Raw genomic sequence first — 19,942 nt, 5'->3', positions numbered from 1 at the left:
ATAGGCCATCGCCAGATCATTTCGGCGATGGCCTTTTCCGTTTCAGCTTGTCTCGATCACACGTTGCGGTTGCGCACATACTCCGGCGAAAGCACGGTCGGCAGCGCCTTGGGCAAGGTCGCCGGCCAGTCGCGGCTAAAGTGCAGGCCGCGGCTTTCACGCCGCGAACGCGCGCCTTCGACGATCAACGACGCCACGTCGACCAGATTGCGCAATTCGAGCAGGTCGCGGCTCACCTTGAAGTTCGCGTAGTACTCGTGGATCTCGTCGCGCAGCAGGGCGAGCCGGTGCTTGGCTCGCGCGAGCCGTTTGTCGGTCCGCACGATACCGACGTAATTCCACATCAGCCGGCGCAGCTCGTCCCAGTTGTGCGCGACCACGACTTCTTCGTCCGGATCGGACACGCGGCTTTCGTCCCAGTCCGGCAGCGGTGCGTGGACGGCGGCGCTAAACCCTTCTTCTTCGATAGCCTGCGCTGCGGAGCGTCCGATCACGAGGCACTCGAGCAACGAATTACTGGCCAGCCGGTTCGCACCATGCAAGCCCGTGCATGACGTCTCGCCGACCGCATAGAGGCCCGCGAGATCCGTGCGGCCCGCCAGATCGGTTACGACGCCACCACACGTGTAGTGCGCGGCCGGCACGACCGGAATCCCCTCTTTGGTGATGTCGATGCCGAATTCCTGGCAGCGCGCCAGAATCGTCGGGAAGTGTTCGCGCAGGAATTCAGGCGGCTGATGGCTGATGTCGAGATACACGCAATCGATGCCGCGCTTCTTGATTTCGAAGTCGATCGCTCGCGCGACGATGTCGCGCGGCGCGAGTTCGGCGCGTTCGTCGTGATTCGGCATGAAGCGCGTGCCGTCCGGCAGTTTGAGAATGCCGCCTTCGCCGCGCACTGCTTCCGAAATCAGAAATGACTTCGCATACGGATGGAACAGGCAGGTGGGATGGAACTGGATGAACTCCATATTCGACACGCGGCAACCAGCCCGCCACGCCATCGCGATGCCGTCGCCCGTCGCGGTGTCCGGATTCGTGGTGTAGAGATAGACCTTGCCCGCGCCGCCGGTGGCGAGCACGGTATGCGGCGCTTCGATCGTGACCGTGCGCCCGCTTTGCAGATCGAGCGCGTACAGGCCGTGACAACGTCGACCCGGCAAGCCGAGGCGGTCGGACGTGATCAGGTCGATGGCGTAGTGATCTTCGAGCAGCGTGATGTTCGGGTGACGGCGCACGCGCTCGCTGAGCGTGGCCACCACGGCATGGCCCGTTGCATCTGCCGCATGAATGATCCGGCGGTGACTATGGCCGCCTTCGCGCGTGAGGTGGAAACCGAGTTCGGCGGCGTCATCTTTGGTGAACGGCACGCCTTGCGCGATCAACCATTCGATCGCCGCACGCCCATGTTCGACGATGAAACGCGTGGCTGCTTCGTCGCATAGACCGCCGCCGGCGATCAGCGTATCGCGCACGTGATTTTCGATGCTGTCTGCCGAATCCAGAACTGCGGCGATGCCGCCTTGCGCCCAGTCGCTCGCGCCTTCGGTCATGGATCGCTTGGCGACCACTGCCACACGCCGGGTCTCCGCCAAATTGAGCGCGACGCTCAAACCAGCCAGACCGCTACCGACAATCGCCACATCGAATTCCATTGCCTACATCTCCGTCTTTTCGTTTTGCGGTGACGGCGTGCCATTCGCTCGCCGCTAAAACGAGAAAGGATACGCGCCGCGACGGATGAGGGAAAGCTGGCCGAACGACATAAGACTGTTCGCGTTGGCGAATAGGTAGAAACAGAAACCCTAGTGCAAAAACAAACGCGCGCTGAAAACAAAAAAGCCTCGCACGAATGCGAGGCTTTTTTGCATGTCTTTGCCTTCGTCAGGCAGGAGCCAAGATTTATTTAATCTTGGTTTCCTTGTACTCAACGTGCTTACGGACGACCGGATCAAACTTCTTGATCAGCATCTTTTCCGGCATGTTGCGTTTGTTCTTCGTCGTCGTGTAGAAGTGACCCGTGCCTGCGGTCGATTCCAGCTTGATCTTGTCGCGTGCGCCTTTCGCCATGATTTACTCCTTAGGCTTCACCGCGTGCGCGCAGATCTGCGAGCACAGCGTCGATACCGTTCTTGTCGATCAGGCGCAGGCCGGCGTTCGAAACGCGCAGACGCACCCAACGGTTTTCGCTTTCCACCCAAATGCGGCGGTTTTGCAGGTTCGGCAGGAACCGGCGCTTGGTTTTGTTGTTCGCGTGGGAAACGTTGTTGCCGCTCATCGGCGCTTTCCCAGTTACTTGGCATACGCGTGCCATGAGAGCACTCCTAATACGCTAATTCTGAGTTCGAACGCCGTGAAAGTTTCCCGAAAAGAGCCGCGCTGAAATTCAGGCACGTTTCCTTTCCGGAACGCCTTGGTGGCTTCGGAACAGGGGGTTGGAAATAGGCAAACCGGAATTATAGCGGAAAAAAAGCCGCAAAATCAAACCTTATTTGCGATGCCGGACCCGGCACAACGTCTGCACGACCCCGGTTCGTGCCGTCTCACGGCCAGCCGGCGCGGGCGAAGGAGTAAACGCTGTCGACGCCGATCACCAGATGATCGACCAGTTGCACGTCGATCAGCGTGAGGGCGTCGCGCAGCGTGTGCGTCAGACGGCAGTCGCTTGCGCTTGGCTGGACGGCGCCGGAGGGGTGATTATGCGCGACGATCAGGCTGGCCGCATTCAGGCTCAGTGCGCGCCGCACGATTTCTCGCGGATACACGGCCATGCGCGTGAGCGTGCCCTGCGCGCTTTCTTCGCAGTGTATCAGTCGATGCCGCGCGTCAAGGAAGAGCGATACGAAAACCTCCAGTGGACGCCCGCCGATCCGCAAACGCAGGTAATTTTCCACGGCTTCGGGCGAATTCAACAGCGAGCGCGAACGCAGCTTGTCGACCAGCGAACGTCGCGCCATTTCCATGATGGCGAGCAGTTGCGCTTTTTTCGCAGGGCCGATGCCGCGCAGGCCGTCGAAATCCGTGTAGGTCGCGTCGAGCATGGCACGCAGCGAGCCGAAACGGTCGAGCAACTCGCGCGCGACGCTGAAGACGTCGTGACCGGGCAGGCCGGACCCAAGTATCAGCACGATCATCTCGGTATCTGACAGCGCGCCGGGCCCTTGCTTCAGCAACCGCTCGCGCGGCATATCGTCTTTAAGCCACTTGCCACGCAGGAGTGGCGAGGGCGCAGGTGCGCTGCAAGCCGTCGCATCAGGCGGCTGCGCCTCGGTGGTGGCCGCCTCGAGGGCTGCCTCGTCAAACAGGGTGGCGTCATCTGCCATATATAGAGTCTCCTCCGCTTCGGGTTTGGGGCGCCACGGACGCAAGCCGTCGTTCGCCATGTGGCTTACAATAGACGCTTTGCGCACGGCACCCCGACGGTTTGCCACACGCGTCGACTGCGCCAGCGGCGCACGCGTGCAGCGCGCTTCGACTGAGCGAGCATTGCATGAGCATCATCGACATTTCCGAAGTGAAACCCGGTTCACATGTGACGCTTCACTACCGGCTTTCCCTTGCCGATGGCGCCGAAGTCATCAATACGTTTAACGACAAGCCGGCCACGCTGCTGCTCGGCGCCGGCCAATTGGCGCCGCCGCTGGAAGATATTCTGCTAGGTTTGAAGGTGGGCCACCATTCGACCTTTCAGCTAGCGCCGGGGCAGGCGTTCGGTCCCCGCAATCCGGAGTTGATCCAGCGCGTGTCGCTGGCCACGCTGCGGGAAAACAGCATGATCGGCGAGGATTTTTCGCCGGGCGACCTGGTCGAATTCAACGCGCCAGGTGGCGGCCGTTACGCCGGCGTCCTGAAAGAAGTCGGCGAAACGTCGGCCCTGTTCGATTTCAACCACCCGCTTGCCGGCCAGGCGCTGGCGTTTGAAGTGAAAATCATCGGGATTCTGTAAACATGAGCACCACGGATACGACTCTTGCTGAAACCGAGATCCTGCTGGCGCAGCCGCGCGGGTTCTGCGCCGGCGTCGACCGGGCGATCGAGATCGTCGAGCGGGCTATCAAGCTGCACGGCTCGCCGATCTACGTGCGCCACGAGATTGTCCATAACGCATACGTTGTCGAGGATCTGCGCAAGAAGGGCGCGATCTTCATCGAGCGGCTGGAAGAAGTGCCGCCCGGCAATACCGTCATTTTCAGCGCGCACGGTGTGTCGAAGGCCGTGCGCTCGGAAGCCGAGTCGCGCGGGCTGCGCGTGTACGACGCTACGTGTCCGCTCGTGACCAAGGTACATATCGAAGTCGCGAAGATGCGCCAGGATGGTTTCGACATCGTGATGATCGGCCACAAAGGCCATCCTGAAGTCGAAGGCACGATGGGGCAGGCGGGCGAGGGCATGCATCTGGTGGAAGACATCGAAGACGTGCAGGCCTTGCAACTGGCCGATCCCGAGCGGATCGCCTTCGTCACGCAAACCACGCTTTCGGTCGACGACGCCGCCGAGATCATCGGCGCGTTGAAGGCCAAATACCCGTCCATCCGCGAACCGAAGAAGCAGGACATCTGTTACGCCACGCAAAACCGCCAGGACGCCGTGAAGTTCATGGCGCCCCAGTGCGATGTCGTGATCGTAGTCGGCAGCCCGAATAGTTCGAACTCCAACCGGCTGCGCGAGCTGGCCGAAAAGCTCGGCGTGCCTGCCTATATGGTGGACTCGCCCGATCAGATCGATCCGGTCTGGGTCGAAGGCAAACGCCGCATCGGCGTGACGGCGGGTGCCTCGGCGCCGGAGGTGTTGGCGCAGGCGGTGATCGCCCGGTTGCGTGAGCTCGGCGTGCGAAACGTGCGAGCGCTGGACGGCATCGAGGAAAACATCGCGTTTCCGCTGCCGCGCGGGCTAGGTCTGCCGGCCTGACAATCCGCCGACTGCTGAAAGAAAAGCGCGCCCGAGGGTGCGCTTTTTTTATCTCCAGACTTCAGCAAGCTCACCGAAAATAAAGTGCCAGATCATAAGAAAGTGCCGGGTTTGGTGTCCTCTCGCACAAATTTCTTTGAAATGTGATCCGGTTTTTTATAGATTTATAAGTGATACGTCCCCGTTTTATATGACCTAAAGCGGCTGCGTAGATTTTTGACGCACTAAGATAGTGCGCGCGTCTCCATATTGATGGAAACGTAATACCTAAGGCGAAGCACGGTGTAATCGGGTGTCGAGGGAATTCGCTACAACACTTGATGCCATTGGGTGCAACGCTGGTGCAACTGATGCACGGAAAACAATCGCAACCGGGTTGCGCCTTTTGGGAGATTTCGCTCTCAAAATAAGGTTGCAATGCAGGAAAACCCTGCCGGTTCAACAATATTGCCCGTCGCAAAATTGGAGTTACAATGCGCGCGTTCTCAAGGCCTTAGGGCCCCGAACAATAGTTTTTGGAAGGCGCAGGAGACCTACTTAATGCGAGTCAAATTTGCTTACGCCGTGTCCATCGCGGCCGCGGTTGCGATGTTGACCGCGTGCGGCAAGAAACAGGATGGCGAGGCGGGAGCGGGTGCGTCGGCGGCTACGGTTGCGGCGGCACCGGCGAGCGAAGCGACTATTGTGAAGATCGGTCATGCGGCCCCATTGACCGGGCCTATTGCTCATCTCGGTAAAGACAATGAAAACGGCGCGCGTTTGGCGGTTGATGAAATCAACACCCAGGGTTTGACTATCGACGGCCACAAGATCCAATTGGAGCTCGACGCACAAGACGACGCCGCGGACCCGAAAACGGGCACGGCAGTCGCTGAAAAATTCGTCGACGATCATGTCGTCGCCGTGGTCGGTCACTTGAATTCGGGCGTCTCGATTCCGGCGTCCAAGATATATAGCGATGCCGGGATCGTGCAAATCTCCCCGTCGTCGACGAACCCGGGGTATACGCAGCAAGGTTTCAAGACGACTTATCGCGTGGTCGCGACCGATGCCCAGCAAGGGCCGGCGCTTGCCAACTACGCAACGAAAGTGCTTAACGCGAAACGCATCGCGATCGTTGATGACTCGAGCGTCTACGGCAAGGGATTGGCGGACGAGTTTGCGAAGGCAGTACAGGCGAGCGGGGCAAAGATCGTCGCGCGCGAAACCACGAATGACAGGGCTACGGAGTTTCAGGCCGTCCTTAGAAAGATCAAGAGTGTTCAGCCGGACGTGATCATGTTCGGCGGCATGGACGCGACGGGCGGGCCGTTCACCAAACAGGCGGCGGCGCTCGGTATCAGGGCAAAAATCCTTGGCGGCGACGGTGTGTGTACCGACAAGGTGGGTGAGCTGGCGGGAACCGCCGTGCAAAACCTGGTCTGTTCGGAGGCAGGACTTGCGCTTTCGAAAATGGACAAGGGAGCGGACTTCGAAAAGAAGTACGTGGACCGCTTCCACACACCGGTGCAGATTTACGCGCCGTTCACGTATGACGCTGTGTACGTGATTGTCGATGCAATGAAGCGCGCTAATTCGATCGAGGCGCCCAAGGTGCTGGCTGCGATGCCGTCGACCGATTACAACGGGGTAATCGGTCACATCGCGTTCGACGACAAGGGTGATTTGAAAGAGGGCGCCATTACGCTTTACGACTTCAAGGACGGCAAAAAAGCAGTTCTCGACGTCGTGAAGATGTGATGACGGGACGTTCAGCCTGACGGCACCGAAACCACCCAACGGTGCCGTTTTTGCATCCGCCCAAGGCGAGTCCGCGACTGTTATCCAGTCGTCAAGACGAACCGGCAGCGGATAACCCTTACCGGTCTTTTACATCAGTACCCGCAGTGCCGTTGAGATTGGCGTACCGCATCACCGCCCACCGGCTGATGAAGAACGCGAATCCAGTCGCACGGGCTAAGGAGCATTAAATGGATATTTTCATCCAGCAGGTCCTCAACGGGCTGGTGCTTGGCAGCGTTTACGCCATCATCGCACTGGGCTATACGATGGTTTACGGCATCTTGGGCATCATCAACTTCGCTCACGGCGATGTGTTGATGGTGGGCGCGATGGTTGCGCTCTCAGCCATAGGCGTGCTTCAGAACCACTTCCCCGGCCTCGGCAATGTGCCGACGCTCATCATCGCGCTGATCATTGCGGCCATTGTGTGCGCAGCCGTCGGCTACACGATCGAGCGCGTGGCCTACCGGCCGTTGCGCAAAGCGCCGCGTCTCGCGCCGCTGATCACCGCGATCGGCGTGTCGATCCTGCTGCAGACGCTGGCCATGATGATCTGGTCGCGCAACCCGCTGCCGTTCCCGCAGCTGTTGCCCACCGACCCGCTCAACGTGATCAAGGCCACCGACACGACGCCTGGCGCCGTGATCTCGATGACTGAAATCGTGATCATCGTGGTGGCGTTCCTCGTGATGGGTGGTCTGCTGCTGCTCGTGCACAAGACCAAGCTCGGTCGCGCGATGCGGGCGATTGCGGAAAACCCGGGCAATGCCTCGCTGATGGGCGTGAACCCGAACTTCGTGATCTCGGCCACCTTCATGATCGGCTCGGCGCTCGCCGCTCTGGCCGGCGTGATGATCGCGTCGGAATACGGCAACGCGCACTTCTATATGGGCTTCATCCCCGGCTTGAAAGCCTTTACCGCGGCGGTGCTGGGCGGGATCGGCAATCTCGGCGGCGCGATGGTGGGCGGCGTGATTCTTGGCCTGATCGAACAGTTGGGCGCCGGCTATATCGGCAACCTCACTGGCGGTGTGTTCGGCAGTAACTATCAGGACGTGTTCGCTTTCATCGTGCTGATCATCGTGCTGGTGTTCCGTCCGTCGGGCCTGCTTGGCGAACGTGTTGCGGATCGCGCCTGATCCCGGGAGAAAACAGACATGACCTCAATTCAACCGATCGAGCCGTCCACGACGCTCATCCCTGAAAAGAACCTGACGAAGACGCTGACCGTCGGCATCATCACCGCGATCTTCGTGATCGCGGCGCCGATGATCATCGGCACGGCCGGCGGCAACTACTGGGTCCGCGTGCTCGACTTCGCGATGCTGTACGTGATGCTCGCGCTCGGCCTCAACGTGGTGGTTGGCTTTGCCGGCCTGCTGGATTTGGGCTACATCGCGTTCTACGCGGTCGGCGCCTACACGGCCGCGTTGCTCAGTTCGCCGCACTTGGCGTCGCAGTTCGAGTGGATCGCGCATCTCGCGCCGAATGGCCTGCACGTGCCGTTCCTGATCATCGTGCCGTGCGCGATGGGCGTCGCCGCGTTCTTCGGCGTGATTCTCGGTGCACCGACGCTGCGTCTGCGGGGCGACTACCTCGCCATCGTGACGTTGGGCTTCGGGGAAATCGTGCGGATCTTCCTGAACAACCTCGACCGTCCGGTGAACATCACCAACGGGCCGAAGGGGATCACGGGGATCGACCCGGTGCATGTCGGCGATTTCAGCCTCGCGCAAACGCACTCGCTGTTCGGCTTCCAGTTCCCGTCGGTGTACTCGTACTACTACCTGTTCGTGCTGGCCGCTCTGATGGTGATCTGGATATGTACGCGTTTGCAGCACTCGCGTATTGGCCGCGCATGGGCCGCGATCCGCGAAGACGAAATCGCCGCCAAAGCGATGGGTATCAACACCCGTAACGTGAAGCTGCTGGCGTTCGCGATGGGCGCGTCGTTCGGCGGCCTGTCGGGCGCGATGTTCAGCTCGTTCCAGGGCTTCGTGTCGCCGGAATCGTTCACGCTGCCGGAGTCGATCGTGGTGCTGGCGTGCGTGGTGCTGGGCGGCATGGGCCACATTCCGGGCGTGATTCTCGGCGCGGTGCTGCTCGCGGTGCTGCCGGAATTCCTGCGCTCGACGATGGGTCCGCTGCAGAACATGCTCTTCGGCCATGAAATCGTCGATACGGAAGTGATCCGTCAGCTGGTCTACGCACTCGCGATGGTGCTGATCATGCTGTACCGCTCGGAAGGCTTGTGGCCGTCGCCCAAGCACGAAGACAGGATCGCGAAACTGTCGAAGCGTAGCGGCAAGAAGCCGGTACGGGCCTAACGGACGATGAAGGACGAGGTGAATAACTATGAGCGATAACATTCGACTGTCCGTGAAGGGCGTGAACAAACGCTTCGGCGGTTTGCAGGCACTGTCCGACGTCGGGCTCGAGATCAAGGAAGGCACGATCTACGGTCTGATCGGCCCGAACGGCGCTGGCAAGACGACCTTCTTCAACGTGATCACGGGCCTGTACACGCCGGATTCGGGCGAGTTCAAACTCGACGGCACGCCGTACACGCCGACCGCCGTCTATCAGGTGGCGAAAGCCGGCATCGCGCGGACGTTCCAGAACATCCGTCTGTTCGGCGGCATGACCGCGCTGGAAAACGTGATGGTCGGGCGTCACGTGCGTACGAAGCACGGCCTGATCGGCGCGGTGTTCCAAACGCCGGCCGAGCGCAAGGAAGAGCGCGAGATCAAGGAACGCGCGATCGAACTGCTGGAGTACGTCGGCATTGCGCAGTACGCGGACTACACGTCGCGCAACCTGTCGTACGGCCACCAGCGCCGTCTGGAAATTGCCCGCGCGCTGGCGACCGATCCGAAACTGCTCGCGCTGGACGAACCGGCCGCCGGCATGAACGCGACGGAAAAGGTCGAGCTGACCAAACTGCTCGACAAGATCCGCAGCGACGGCAAGACGATCCTGCTGATCGAGCACGACGTGAAACTCGTGATGGGTCTGTGCAACCAGATGACGGTGCTCGACTACGGCAAGGTGATTGCGCAAGGTCTGCCGCACGACGTGCAGAGGGATCCGAAGGTGATCGAAGCTTATCTGGGTGCGGGGGTCCACTAATGGCTACAGCAATGTTGAAAATCAAGGGCCTGCAGGTCAATTACGGCGGCATCCAGGCAGTCAAGGGCATCGACCTCGAAGTCGCGCAGGGCGAGCTGGTTACGCTGATCGGCGCGAACGGCGCGGGCAAGACCACCACGATGAAGGCGATCACGGGGTTGAAGCCGTACACGATCGGCGACATCGAGTATATGGGCGAGTCGATCAAGGGCGTGCCGCCGCATCTGCTGCTCAAGCGCGGTCTGGCGATGGTGCCGGAAGGCCGCGGCATCTTCGCGCGCATGTCGATCGTCGAGAACATGCAGATGGGTGCTTATTTGCGTACCGACACGGACGGCATCAAGGCGGACGTCGATCGCATGTTCGGTTTCTTCCCGCGCCTGAAGGAACGGGCCACGCAATACGCGGGCACGCTCTCGGGCGGCGAACAGCAGATGCTGGCCATGGCGCGCGCGATCATCAGCAAGCCGAAGCTGTTGTTGCTGGATGAGCCGTCGATGGGTCTGTCGCCGATCATGGTCGAGAAGATCTTCGAAGTGGTGCGGGCGATTTCCGCTGAAGGCATGACCGTGCTGCTGGTCGAGCAGAACGCCCGACTCGCTTTGCAGGCGGCGAATCGCGGCTACGTGATGGACTCGGGTCTGGTCACGATGTCGGGTGACGCGAAGCAGATGCTGGATGATCCGAAGGTGCGGGCGGCTTATCTGGGTGAATAAGCCCGGTTAGTTTGCTCTGCCTACGACAAAGGCCGCATGCGCGAAAACGCATGCGGCCTTTCTCTATTCAGCGTGACTTCAAACAGCGGGCACGGCGTCCGCGAATTCACCCAGACGCTTGCCAAGACTGACCACCGCATCGGCGCGATAACCGAGCGCCTCATAAAACGCGCGCACGTCGGCCTTCGCGGACAACACCTGCAGATTCAGCTTCGGACAGCCACGCTCCGTCAGTGCGTTTTCGACGTGCGCCACGAGGCGCGTGCCGATCCCATGACGACGCAGCGATTCATCCACCGCGAGCGAATACAGCCAGCCGCGGTGACCGTCGTAGCCGCCCATCACCGTGCCGGCGATCCGCTCGCCGAACACCGCGACAAAGAACAGTTCCGGTTGCGTCGCCAGCTTGTTGGCGATCGACAGATGCGGGTTGCGCTGTGGCCTCGTCACGTCCCGGTACTCGGGGAAGGCTTCCTGCCACAGTGCGACCACGGCATCGGTGTCGCTCGCTTCGAAGCGGCGGATCGATAGCGTTGCGCTCGTCGTCATACGCACGGTCCTATTCGATTACAGCGTGTCGAGAATCGAACGCAGCATCGCCATCATCTGGTCGATTTCTTCGTTCGTCACGTTCAGCGCCGGCATGAAGCGCAGCAGGTTCGGACGCGCCGCGTTCAGCAGCAGGCCGTCAGGCTGCATGTCGCGCGCCTTTTCGACGATCTGGTTGCCGATGTCCTTGCCGAGCAGCAGCGCCCGCAACAGGCCTTCACCGCGCTCACCTAAGAAGCCGCGTTCTTCCGACAACTCCAGCAGCTTCGCGCGCAGATACTCGCCGCGCGCCCGCACGCCTTCGAGGAAGCCCGGCGCGGTGAGTTGCGAGATCACCGAGTAGCCGACCGCGGTCATCAGCGGATTGCCGTTGTAGGTGCCGCCCTGATCGCCCGCCTCGAATATGGCGATCTCCGCTTTCGCGAGCAGCGCCGCGAGCGGCACGCCACCGCCGATGCCCTTGCCGAGCGTCATGATGTCCGGCTCGATGCCCGACAGTTCGTACGCGAACAGCGTGCCGGCACGGCCGCAGCCGCTTTGCACTTCATCGACGATCAACAACAGGTTGTGCTTTTTGGTCAGATCGCGCAGCTGCTGCATGAATTCGCGCGTGGCGGGAATCACGCCGCCTTCGCCCTGAATCGGTTCGAGCATCACGGCAACGGTTTTCGCGTTGATGAGTTTTTCCACCGACGCGATGTCGTTCAGGTCTGCCTTCGGGAAGCCCGGCACTTGCGGTGCGTAGATCGTGTCCCAACCCGGCTTGCCGCTGGCCGACATGGTGGCGAGCGTACGGCCGTGGAAACTGTGATCGAACGTGATGATCTCGAACGCGCCGTCCTTGAACTTCTTGCCCCACTTGCGCGCGAGCTTGATCGCGCCTTCGTTGGCTTCGGCGCCGCTGTTCGCGAAGAACACCTTGTCGAAGCAGCTGTGTTGCGTGAGCAGGCCGGCGAGTTGCGCCATCGGCTGGTTGTAGAAGGCCGGCGACGGATTGAGCAGCAACTTGGCCTGCTTGTTCAGCGCTTCGATCATGCCGTCGTTGCAATGGCCGAGGCTGTTGACCGCCCAGCCCTGGATGAAGTCCAGATATCGCTTGCCGTTGTTATCGTAGAGCCACGAGCCTTTGCCGTGCGTGAAAACGATTTCGGGCCGGTTCGTGATGTACATCAGCGACTCGATCGGATATTCATTGAAATTCATGACGGCAGGCTCCAGACAGCGGGGGGGAAGGGTGGATGAAGATTGGCCAACGACGAAACCAGGGGCCGGAAAAACAGAAAAGCCACGGCATGCCGTGGCTTTCATGATTCGAACAGCTTGCGCCTTGGTGTGGCGCGAATCCGTGACGAAGCCAGCGGCGTCCCTAGGGGAGCGGCGAGCGGCGACGTCGAAGTTCGGACTGGATGCGGTTCATGCGCGAAAGAATACGACAAGGAAAGCGCTGGTGTAAACCATGAATTTGCGTTGGTGGGCGTCGAACCGGATTTTTGTGCGTCAGCCATCATGCTGACACGTTGTTTGGGAGCGGCCTGACCGATTGCTAGATCAGGCCGTGTGTCCTATCAAACCGCGTTCGCCAGATCCGCTGCGCTCGTGAACGAATCCGCGTAGAACTCGTCTTCCGGCAGAGCGTGATGCTGCGTGAAATCGCGCTGCGCCGATTCGACCATTACCGGCGCGCCGCACGCGTATACCTGGTACGCCGACAGATCCGGCAGATCCTCGATCACCGCGCGATGCACGAAGCCGACGCGCCCCGTCCATGCGTCGCCCGCGTCCGGCTCCGACAGCACCGGCACGAACTTGAAGTTCGGGATCTCGCGCGCCCATTGTTCGGCCAGTTCGAGCAGATACAGATCTTTCTTGCGACGTGCGCCCCAGTAGAGCGTCATCGGCCGGTTCAGGTTCTTGAACACCGCGTGCTCGACGATCGCCTTCAGCGGCGCGAAGCCCGTACCCGAGGCGAGCAGCACGATCGGCTTCTCGGAATCTTCACGCAGGAAAAACGTGCCGAGCGGCGCTTCGAAGCGCAGGATGTCGCGCTCCTTGATGGTGTTGAACACGTGATCGGTGAACGCGCCGCCGGGCATGTGACGGATGTGCAATTCGATCGGGCCTTCCGCGTGCGGCGCGTTCGCCATCGAATAGCTGCGGCGCTTGCCGTCTTTCAGAATGAATTCGAGGTACTGACCGGCGAGATATTGCAGACGCTCGTTGGCGGGCAACTGCAGCTTCAGCACGACGACGTCGTCGGCCTTGCGCTCGATCGCGTTGACGCGGCAGGGCAGCTTCTTGACCTGCACGTCGCCGACGCCCGCCACTTCGCGGATGTCCACTTCGAGATCGGTGCAGGCGGTCGCGCAGCAGAAGAGCGCCATGCCGCGCGTCTTTTCGTCGTTCGACAAAGCCGACGACGAATGGGGCCGCTGCTCGATTTCGCCGCTGACCACGGCGCCCTTGCACGAACCGCAGGCGCCGTTCTTGCAGCCGTACGGCAGGCCGATACCCTGGCGCAAGGCGGCGCTCAGCACCGGTTCGTCCTGTTCTACCTGAAACTGCCGGCCGCTTTGCCGGAGCGTGACGTTAAATGCCATAAAGTGTTCGAAATCGAAAAGTCGGTAATCGTTATCGGACCCGCGTTATCGGGGCCGCCGTGTCAACTGCGCGGTACCTGCCGCGCTTGACGGCTACAATGCGTCCACCATGAAAGCAACACGAAACTTCCGCCGGCCGCGCGTGTTAATCGTTGGTTGCGGCGATGTCGGCATGCGCTGCGTGCCCTTGCTGCGGCCACGCGCGCATGTCTTCGCGCTGACCAGCCACGCCGGGCGCTGCGCCGAATTGCGCGCCGCGGGCGTTACGCCGCTGGTCGGCGATCTCGATGTGCGCCGCAGCCTTAAACGGCTCGCGGGCCTCGCGCCGACGGTGCTGCATCTCGCGCCGCCGCAGAAAACCGGCGACGACGACCGTCGTACCCGCGCCTTGCTCGCTACGCTGGGTGCGCGCCGCGATTCAGCGCGGGCCGCCGTGGCGCCTGCAGTCTCGCCGGTAGGGCGGTTGCGCCAACTTCGTGCCTCGTGGGCGGAATCTGGAACAGCCAATATTGTACCCGACGGGGTGCGCCGGTCCGCCGGTTCGCGTGCACCCGTGCGCCTCGTGTACGCGAGCACGACGGGCGTCTATGGCGACTGCGGTGGCGCGTGGATCGACGAGACACGCGCGACGCAAGCAGCCAATCCGCGCGCGAAGCGCCGCGTCTCGGCCGAGCGGCAATTGCGGCGCGCGACCGCGCGCGGCAGCGTCGCGGCGAGCATCGCGCGGATTCCGGGCATCTATGCGGGCAACCGCCTGCCGCTCGCGCGCCTCGAAAAGCGCACGCCGGCCTTGATCGATACGGACGACGTCTACACCAACCACATTCACGCCGACGATCTCGCCGCGATCCTCGTGCGGCTCGCCACGCACGGGCGGCCGGGGCGCGTGGTCCACGCATCCGACGACACGTCGCTGAAAATGGGCGAGTACTTCGACGAGGTCGCCGATGCGTTCGGTCTCGCGCGTGCGCCGCGCATCACGCGAGCCGAAGCGGAGTCGCAGATCGAGCCGACCTTGCTGTCGTTCATGCGTGAATCGAGGCGTCTGATAAACCGGCGTCTCAAAGAGGAATTGCGGGTGCGCTTGCGATATCCGAGCGTCGAGGATTTTTTACGTGAAGGCGTGAAGGCGTGAAAGGGCAGGTTGAAGAGTGTCGCTTCAACCCTTCCCACGCAGCGCAAAACCAACTCTGAAAGCGCGGCAAAAAGCCATCTCTCCAGGCGTTGCCCGGAAAATCCCACCCGCGCCGCGCTCCACTGCGTCAGCGCGGCGTGGCCTCGCGAGGCTTACGTCAACGCGGGCAATGCTTCCAGCAGCAGGAAACACAGCATCGCGCCGATCAATGCGCCGATCAGGTTCGGATGATATTTGTGCCGCAGCCGCATCATGACCAGCAATCCGCCGATCAGGACCAGTCCGACGCACACAAAAGCAACCATCACGGACGAAATCTGGAAACCGTCGTGGATCACCATGGCGCCCCTCCTTGAACTCTTTGTAGTCTTTGTTTAAACGAGTATAGGGCGAGGTGTAAGGAAGATCATGCTGCGACGCAGCGCGCGAGCAGGCGCCGCGCGCGCTATGTGGGCAGCCGCTCATGCGTTTTCCTGCCGCATCAAGACCTTAAAGGGGCGCTACCGGTTTACCCGCTCCGTAGAGATCCGAGGCCGGTTTCATCGAGCCATTGCCACGCGCCCGCCGCAAGCGTTTCGGGCAAGGCGAGTCCGCCGATCCGCTCGCGATGCAGCGCTTCACAACGGTTGCCGGCAGCGGCGATCATCCGTTTGACCTGGTGATACTTGCCTTCCATCACGGTGAGCGCGAGCGTGTGAGCGCCGCGTGCGACTGCGTCGACTGCGGCAATCGGTTTGGGCTCGCCGTGCAGCAGCACGCCGTCGCGCAGCGCGCTCAATTGCGCGTCGTCGATCGGATGACGCGTGGTCGCGACATACACCTTCGGCACTTTGCGTTTCGGCGACGTGAAGAGGTGCACGAACTTGCCGTCGTCGGAGAGCAGCAGCAGGCCGGTCGTGTCCTGATCGAGCCGGCCCACGCATTGCACGCCGCGCTCGGCGAACTGCGGCGGCAACAGGCTGAACACGCTCAGATGATGCTGCGGATCGCGCGAACACTCATAGCCCGCCGGCTTGTTCAGCAGCAGATAAGCGTGTTCGCGATACGGCCAGACGACGCCGTCCACGCTGAAGGAGAAGGTGGCGTCGCTGGTGGGGAAATCGGCGTCGGCATCGGTGCAGACAGCGCCGCCGATGCTCACGCGCGCGTCCGCGATCAGCGCGCGGCATTGGCGGCGCGAGCCGAAACCTTGAGTGAAGAGAATGCTTTCGAGATTCATGGCGAGCGAAGAATAACACCGCAAGAAGCGGAGCGCCGTGCGGCGCGAGTTGGACGACGATTACTGTAAATCGCAAGTCTGTGGGCGACGCCAAGGCGGAGCCTCCCGCTGCAACAAACTTCACGCGCAGTTGTTGTCATCACGGCAGTCGCCAGAACACACCGTTGGGATGACTGAACGTCGTGCGGCTCGAGTCACCGAGCCCCGGACAAATTACGCTTCCGACGACCGGTCGATTGGGTTCTCCGTAACGCTCATGTATTGCTTGATGCCTGGCTGCCCCAGCGCAATCGTGTTAAGCATCCCGACGCCAAGCTGTCGCGCGAATTCATCGTCAAGCTTGAAATCGTCTTCATCAGCCAACACCACGCCCATTCGCCCAGCTAGGAGCGGAGCCAGCATGTTTGGATCAATTGTGAAAGCGATTAACTGTTGCAGGTTCTCGTCGTAGCTCAGAACCACGGAATACGGCGGATGTTTGGCCATTAATACCCAAGCACGTTTGGTATCTATCGAATGCTGTCTGTCTGCACAGCGCTAGCAAACGCTTATTCCTCGGCCCGGCAAGCGTAGTGCAGACATCTTGGTCGAACTCGTACTGTGCAAAGCATTTACCATCGTTCTTTTGCCTGCCACCACACTTTACTATTCCACCATTACCATCCCCGCTTCCGAAAAGCGCGCTGCAAAGCATCGCCCTCTTCGCCTTCCACGCCATGGCATTCAACGCAGATTTTTGGAACGAAGGCGTCGGCGGCGGCGTCGGACTGGAGCCCTGTGAGATTGGCAGACGGCGCGAGAGGATCGTTACGAGTTCCCAGTTGCTCAGCCACACCCCGATGCACCCGAGGGAACCAGTCTGCCGCAGGAGACAGTCCACAGAAGTGCGGGCTGCAGTCGGCTCCGGTGAGCTCGGTGCAACGATCAAACGTCGTTCGCTCGTTGCACCAAGTCTGCGATTACCTACCCTTCTGACGGTCTGTCGGTTGGTGCCTCTGTAAAAGTCATGTATTGCTTGATGTCAGGCTGACCCAGCGCGATCAGACTGAGCACGCCAGCGCCAAATCGACGCGCAAATTCGTCGTCAAGTCTGAACTCGAATTCGTCCAGTAAAACGGGCATTTCAATTGCCCCTTTCAAAGCGGAGGCCATCCTTGCTTGCTCGACTGACTGCAAGATCAACTGCTGACGATCTTGGTCGTAAGTTACTACCACGGAACATGGTGGAAATTTAATCATCAGGACCCTCTGCACTCTTGATAGTCAGCAAATGCGTTCTGCTTGCAAAGCGCGAGGCCCGCCAAACCACCCATATACTTGGCAAGCGCATTGCATCTAAACATTTCGCGCTCATACTTTGCATGACAGTCCGCCTCGCGCCACTCTTTGTCACCACTGCTCGCACACTTAACCATTCCCCCATCCCCACTTCCGGGTCCAAAGAGGGCACTGTAAAGTGTCGCCCTTTTCGCCGAACTGGTCATGTCCGGCACGAGCACAGGATAGGGAATCTGCGCCTGGTCGCCCAGCATCAATTCGGTGGTCTCGCTCCACGTCGGCAGTGTTTCGCCCAGTTCGTCCCCGAACAACTGACCTGTCGGCTTCGCCTTCCACGCCATGTAGCATTCAACGCAGATTTCTGGAACGAAGGCGTGGGCGTCGGACTGGAGCCCTGTGAGATTAGCAGACGGCGCAACAGGATCGTTACCGAGTTCCCAGTTGCTCAGCCACACTCCGAGTTCGGCGTCACTGATCGACTGCGGAGCACCACCATTCGTCGATACTGTCGCTGTACGGGTCGATACCGGGCCGTTTGCAGCGTAGCCATAACGCACAACCAGAGTGCGGGCGAGTCCGCCGTTGACCACGCTCGCCTTCTCATCGTACTGGAAGACGGACACGCGTCCGCGCGCGTCGTAACTGACGGCGGCCTGACCGCTGTTGCCTGCTATAACCGTTGCACGATTTGCGGCGTCACGACCAAGCGTTCGCATCGCCCAACCCGACACGGCATCCTGTGTCGTTTCGATGTTGCCTCTTGTGTCGTAGGTATAGGTCCAGTCTTCGGTCTTCGTGCCATTCCGGATGATCGTCGCCGCCAGGAGTCGGCCCACGCCATCATACTGGGCGCCGACCGTCATCTGGTCGCCGGTTCCCGTCGCCTGAAGTCCCTGCTCGCCAGTCAGGTCAGTCGTTTTCTGCTCGGCATAGCCCGTGACATTGCCTGCCGGGTCATAGACAAAAGCGCGCACCTTACCCGCTGTAGCGACCAGATGCGGACGCAGTGAACTGGCATCGTTGTACGCGATCGTCGTTACCGTCGTCTTTCCGGCAACCGTGGCAACTGCCTTTACTGGCCGGTTCGCGCTATCCCATGTGTACTGTGTTCCGCCATCGGGAGTCGTTCTCTGCGAAAGATTTCCTGCCGCATCCCAACTGCGCGTGACCCTTCCATCTGGCGTGCCGACTGAACCAGGGCGCCAGGCGTCCGGGAAACTGAAGCTGTACGTGCTCGTGCCACGCACGTCACTGAGAGTCGTCGTGCCGGATGTTGAATAGGTGAATGACGCATTACGCGTCGTGTCCGGATGAGTCACCGAGATCACGCGGGCATTGGCATCGTAGGCCCACGTCGCTGTCTTCGAGCCGGTTTCATCCTTTACGCCGGTCAGTGCGTTGGGGAAGCGGGCATCTTCGTACAGATACTGACGGATCGTGCCGTCCGGATGGGTGACCGAAGCAAGATTTCCTTTGGCGTCGTACGCGTACCGCGTGGCATTGCCGAGAGGATCGACCGCCGCAACAATTCGGTCGCTATCGTCGTACTGCAGATCGAGCCTGAGTGCGCCCGGGCCTATCCTGTCAACCAGATACTCATTGATCGCCACCATCCGGCCACGGTAATCGAACCCAAACTTGCGGAGGGTGCCGGTGCGGGTCGTCTCCGAGTAGAGAGTGCCGATGTTGGCCGAGTAGACTTCCGTCGTGCCGAGCAGTCCGTCAGTTAGCGAGTAGTCGCCATTGGTTGCTTTCGTCAGCGTGAGCCCGCGATTTCCCAGCATGCTCCACGCCGTGCCATTCCATTTGAACGTCAGGGGCCGCTGGTTGCCGCTATAAACAACGATCTGCGGCGTGGCCGCATTGACCGCTGTCAGATCAAGTCGTCGTTGCCAGTTATTGACCCAGTTGCGGCCCATCGCCGTCTGGGTAGTGTCATAGGGCTTCGATAGATACGTGCGGCTGAAGGTAAGTGGCAGTGCGTCACCGCTCATGAAGTCGGTTTCTGAGAGCGTGACAATGCCCTCTGCCGGCAGTACCGGATCAGATGCCGGACAGGTATCTTCTGGCGAAGGTGGGACCGGGGCACCGGCACAATAATCCTGTATCCAGTCCTGTGCATTAGGACAGTTGTAGTAATTCATGCTGCTGAACGGGTCGCCTGGGCCCCTGGACATGGGTGACGTGGCAGCCACCTGGATAGCGCAGGTTTTGGTCCCGGGAATCCCAAGGGACTTCTGATACGTCTGCATGCATTGGGTGTAGTCTGCAGCGTTCGCGCTAGCGGCAGTCAGCAGCAGGCTCGCCGCCACAGACAGTTGGACGAGCCGCATTGATGTGCCGCGCTTCTTCCACGCTTTCATATATCTCCCTGAATTGTCAGTTGCGCCTTCGAAGGCGCGACAACTCTTAGGGCAGTCGACATCCATGCAAATCAGACAATTCTGAAATTCACGATCACCTTGCGCCAAATCAGCGCCGCCAAATCAGGATTGCAAACAGGCGTTTTCAGCGCGGGCGCGTCCGTGAAAACCCTCGAAAATGAAAATGAATTTTTTTCTACAGGATTTCTATGTAAATATACTTTCATCTATTTTCACTAGGCCTAGGCGCTTACCGCCTCGTTCGC

At 60.6% G+C, this 19,942-nt stretch carries 20 protein-coding genes; 8 read left to right on the top strand and 12 right to left on the bottom strand.

The features are described from left to right. Positions 1 to 56: 56 nt before the first annotated feature. From nadB to radC, 4 genes are all read right to left on the bottom strand, one after another. Positions 57 to 1,655: an L-aspartate oxidase gene (nadB, locus tag HF916_RS44780; protein ID WP_168795010.1), complete on the bottom strand. Its 1,599-nt coding sequence runs from the start codon at positions 1,653 to 1,655 to the stop codon at positions 57 to 59. 247 nt (positions 1,656 to 1,902) lie between these two features. Continuing rightward, complete coding sequence (rpmG, locus tag HF916_RS44775; protein ID WP_007180630.1) at positions 1,903 to 2,070, bottom strand: 50S ribosomal protein L33; 168 nt, start codon at positions 2,068 to 2,070, stop codon at positions 1,903 to 1,905. Positions 2,071 to 2,080: 10 nt separating this feature from the next. Continuing rightward, the gene (gene rpmB / locus HF916_RS44770; protein ID WP_007180631.1) at positions 2,081 to 2,314 is read right to left on the bottom strand and encodes a 50S ribosomal protein L28; all 234 of its coding nucleotides are present in this window, start codon (positions 2,312 to 2,314) and stop codon (positions 2,081 to 2,083) included. Positions 2,315 to 2,543: 229 nt separating this feature from the next. After that, on the bottom strand, positions 2,544 to 3,323 hold the full coding sequence (radC, locus tag HF916_RS44765) for a RadC family protein (RefSeq protein ID WP_168795009.1): 780 nt from the start codon (positions 3,321 to 3,323) through the stop codon (positions 2,544 to 2,546). A 167-nt stretch (positions 3,324 to 3,490) separates the two neighbouring features. On the opposite strand from radC, the gene HF916_RS44760 reads away from it, so the two are divergent. From HF916_RS44760 to HF916_RS44730, 7 genes are all read left to right on the top strand, one after another. Continuing rightward, on the top strand, positions 3,491 to 3,946 hold the full coding sequence (locus tag HF916_RS44760; protein ID WP_075302429.1) for an FKBP-type peptidyl-prolyl cis-trans isomerase: 456 nt from the start codon (positions 3,491 to 3,493) through the stop codon (positions 3,944 to 3,946). Positions 3,947 to 3,948: 2 nt separating this feature from the next. After that, positions 3,949 to 4,908, top strand: a complete 960-nt coding sequence (gene ispH / locus HF916_RS44755; RefSeq protein WP_168795008.1) for a 4-hydroxy-3-methylbut-2-enyl diphosphate reductase — start codon at positions 3,949 to 3,951, stop codon at positions 4,906 to 4,908. Positions 4,909 to 5,448: 540 nt separating this feature from the next. Further along, positions 5,449 to 6,648 carry a branched-chain amino acid ABC transporter substrate-binding protein gene (locus tag HF916_RS44750; protein ID WP_168795857.1) on the top strand — a complete coding sequence of 400 codons (1,200 nt, stop codon included), beginning with the start codon at positions 5,449 to 5,451 and terminating at the stop codon, positions 6,646 to 6,648. Between the two features lie 230 nt (positions 6,649 to 6,878). Beyond that, positions 6,879 to 7,829, top strand: a complete 951-nt coding sequence (locus HF916_RS44745) for a branched-chain amino acid ABC transporter permease (protein WP_012434109.1) — start codon at positions 6,879 to 6,881, stop codon at positions 7,827 to 7,829. 18 nt (positions 7,830 to 7,847) lie between these two features. Then, entirely contained in the window at positions 7,848 to 9,017 is a 1,170-nt protein-coding gene (locus tag HF916_RS44740) for an ABC transporter permease subunit (protein ID WP_168795007.1), read from the top strand. A gap of 28 nt (positions 9,018 to 9,045) precedes the next feature. Continuing rightward, positions 9,046 to 9,819, top strand: coding sequence for an ABC transporter ATP-binding protein (locus tag HF916_RS44735; RefSeq protein ID WP_168795006.1), 774 nt, complete (start codon positions 9,046 to 9,048; stop codon positions 9,817 to 9,819). Beyond that, positions 9,819 to 10,535 carry an ABC transporter ATP-binding protein gene (locus HF916_RS44730; protein ID WP_168795005.1) on the top strand — a complete coding sequence of 239 codons (717 nt, stop codon included), beginning with the start codon at positions 9,819 to 9,821 and terminating at the stop codon, positions 10,533 to 10,535. Before HF916_RS44735 ends, HF916_RS44730 begins: the two co-directional genes overlap by 1 nt. Positions 10,536 to 10,613: 78 nt before the next feature. Here the strand turns inward: HF916_RS44730 and HF916_RS44725 are convergent, their stop codons facing one another. The 3 genes from HF916_RS44725 to HF916_RS44715 form a co-directional block, all read right to left on the bottom strand. Beyond that, complete coding sequence (locus HF916_RS44725; protein ID WP_168795004.1) at positions 10,614 to 11,084, bottom strand: GNAT family acetyltransferase; 471 nt, start codon at positions 11,082 to 11,084, stop codon at positions 10,614 to 10,616. Between the two features lie 18 nt (positions 11,085 to 11,102). Beyond that, positions 11,103 to 12,287: an acetylornithine transaminase gene (locus tag HF916_RS44720; protein ID WP_168795003.1), complete on the bottom strand. Its 1,185-nt coding sequence runs from the start codon at positions 12,285 to 12,287 to the stop codon at positions 11,103 to 11,105. Between the two features lie 362 nt (positions 12,288 to 12,649). Next, a complete protein-coding gene (locus tag HF916_RS44715; RefSeq protein ID WP_168795002.1) occupies positions 12,650 to 13,681 on the bottom strand; it encodes a CDP-6-deoxy-delta-3,4-glucoseen reductase in 1,032 nt (343 codons plus the stop codon). A gap of 109 nt (positions 13,682 to 13,790) precedes the next feature. Between HF916_RS44715 and HF916_RS44710 the strand changes: the two genes are divergently transcribed. Continuing rightward, positions 13,791 to 14,816: an NAD-dependent epimerase/dehydratase family protein gene (locus HF916_RS44710; protein WP_168795001.1), complete on the top strand. Its 1,026-nt coding sequence runs from the start codon at positions 13,791 to 13,793 to the stop codon at positions 14,814 to 14,816. Positions 14,817 to 14,968: 152 nt separating this feature from the next. On the opposite strand, the gene HF916_RS44705 is transcribed toward HF916_RS44710, so the two are convergent. The 5 genes from HF916_RS44705 to HF916_RS44685 all read right to left on the bottom strand — a co-directional run bounded on the left by HF916_RS44705 (position 14,969) and on the right by HF916_RS44685 (position 19,676). After that, positions 14,969 to 15,157 (bottom strand): hypothetical protein, encoded by a 189-nt coding sequence (locus HF916_RS44705; protein ID WP_168795000.1) that lies wholly within the window; start codon positions 15,155 to 15,157, stop codon positions 14,969 to 14,971. 167 nt (positions 15,158 to 15,324) lie between these two features. Beyond that, positions 15,325 to 16,035 (bottom strand): pseudouridine synthase, encoded by a 711-nt coding sequence (locus HF916_RS44700; protein WP_168794999.1) that lies wholly within the window; start codon positions 16,033 to 16,035, stop codon positions 15,325 to 15,327. 213 nt (positions 16,036 to 16,248) lie between these two features. Beyond that, positions 16,249 to 16,521, bottom strand: coding sequence for a hypothetical protein (locus HF916_RS44695; protein ID WP_168794998.1), 273 nt, complete (start codon positions 16,519 to 16,521; stop codon positions 16,249 to 16,251). Between the two features lie 477 nt (positions 16,522 to 16,998). Beyond that, a complete protein-coding gene (locus tag HF916_RS44690) occupies positions 16,999 to 17,274 on the bottom strand; it encodes a hypothetical protein (protein ID WP_168794997.1) in 276 nt (91 codons plus the stop codon). Continuing rightward, a complete protein-coding gene (locus HF916_RS44685) occupies positions 17,274 to 19,676 on the bottom strand; it encodes a DUF6531 domain-containing protein (RefSeq protein ID WP_168794996.1) in 2,403 nt (800 codons plus the stop codon). The genes HF916_RS44690 and HF916_RS44685 overlap by 1 nt, the downstream gene beginning before the upstream one ends. Positions 19,677 to 19,942 lie beyond the last annotated feature (266 nt).

This window comes from Paraburkholderia aromaticivorans (assembly GCF_012689525.1).
GTDB lineage: Bacteria > Pseudomonadota > Gammaproteobacteria > Burkholderiales > Burkholderiaceae > Paraburkholderia > Paraburkholderia aromaticivorans_A.
The sequence above is the reverse complement of the archived record's forward strand: the minus strand, read 5'-3'. Positions and strand labels throughout refer to the sequence as shown.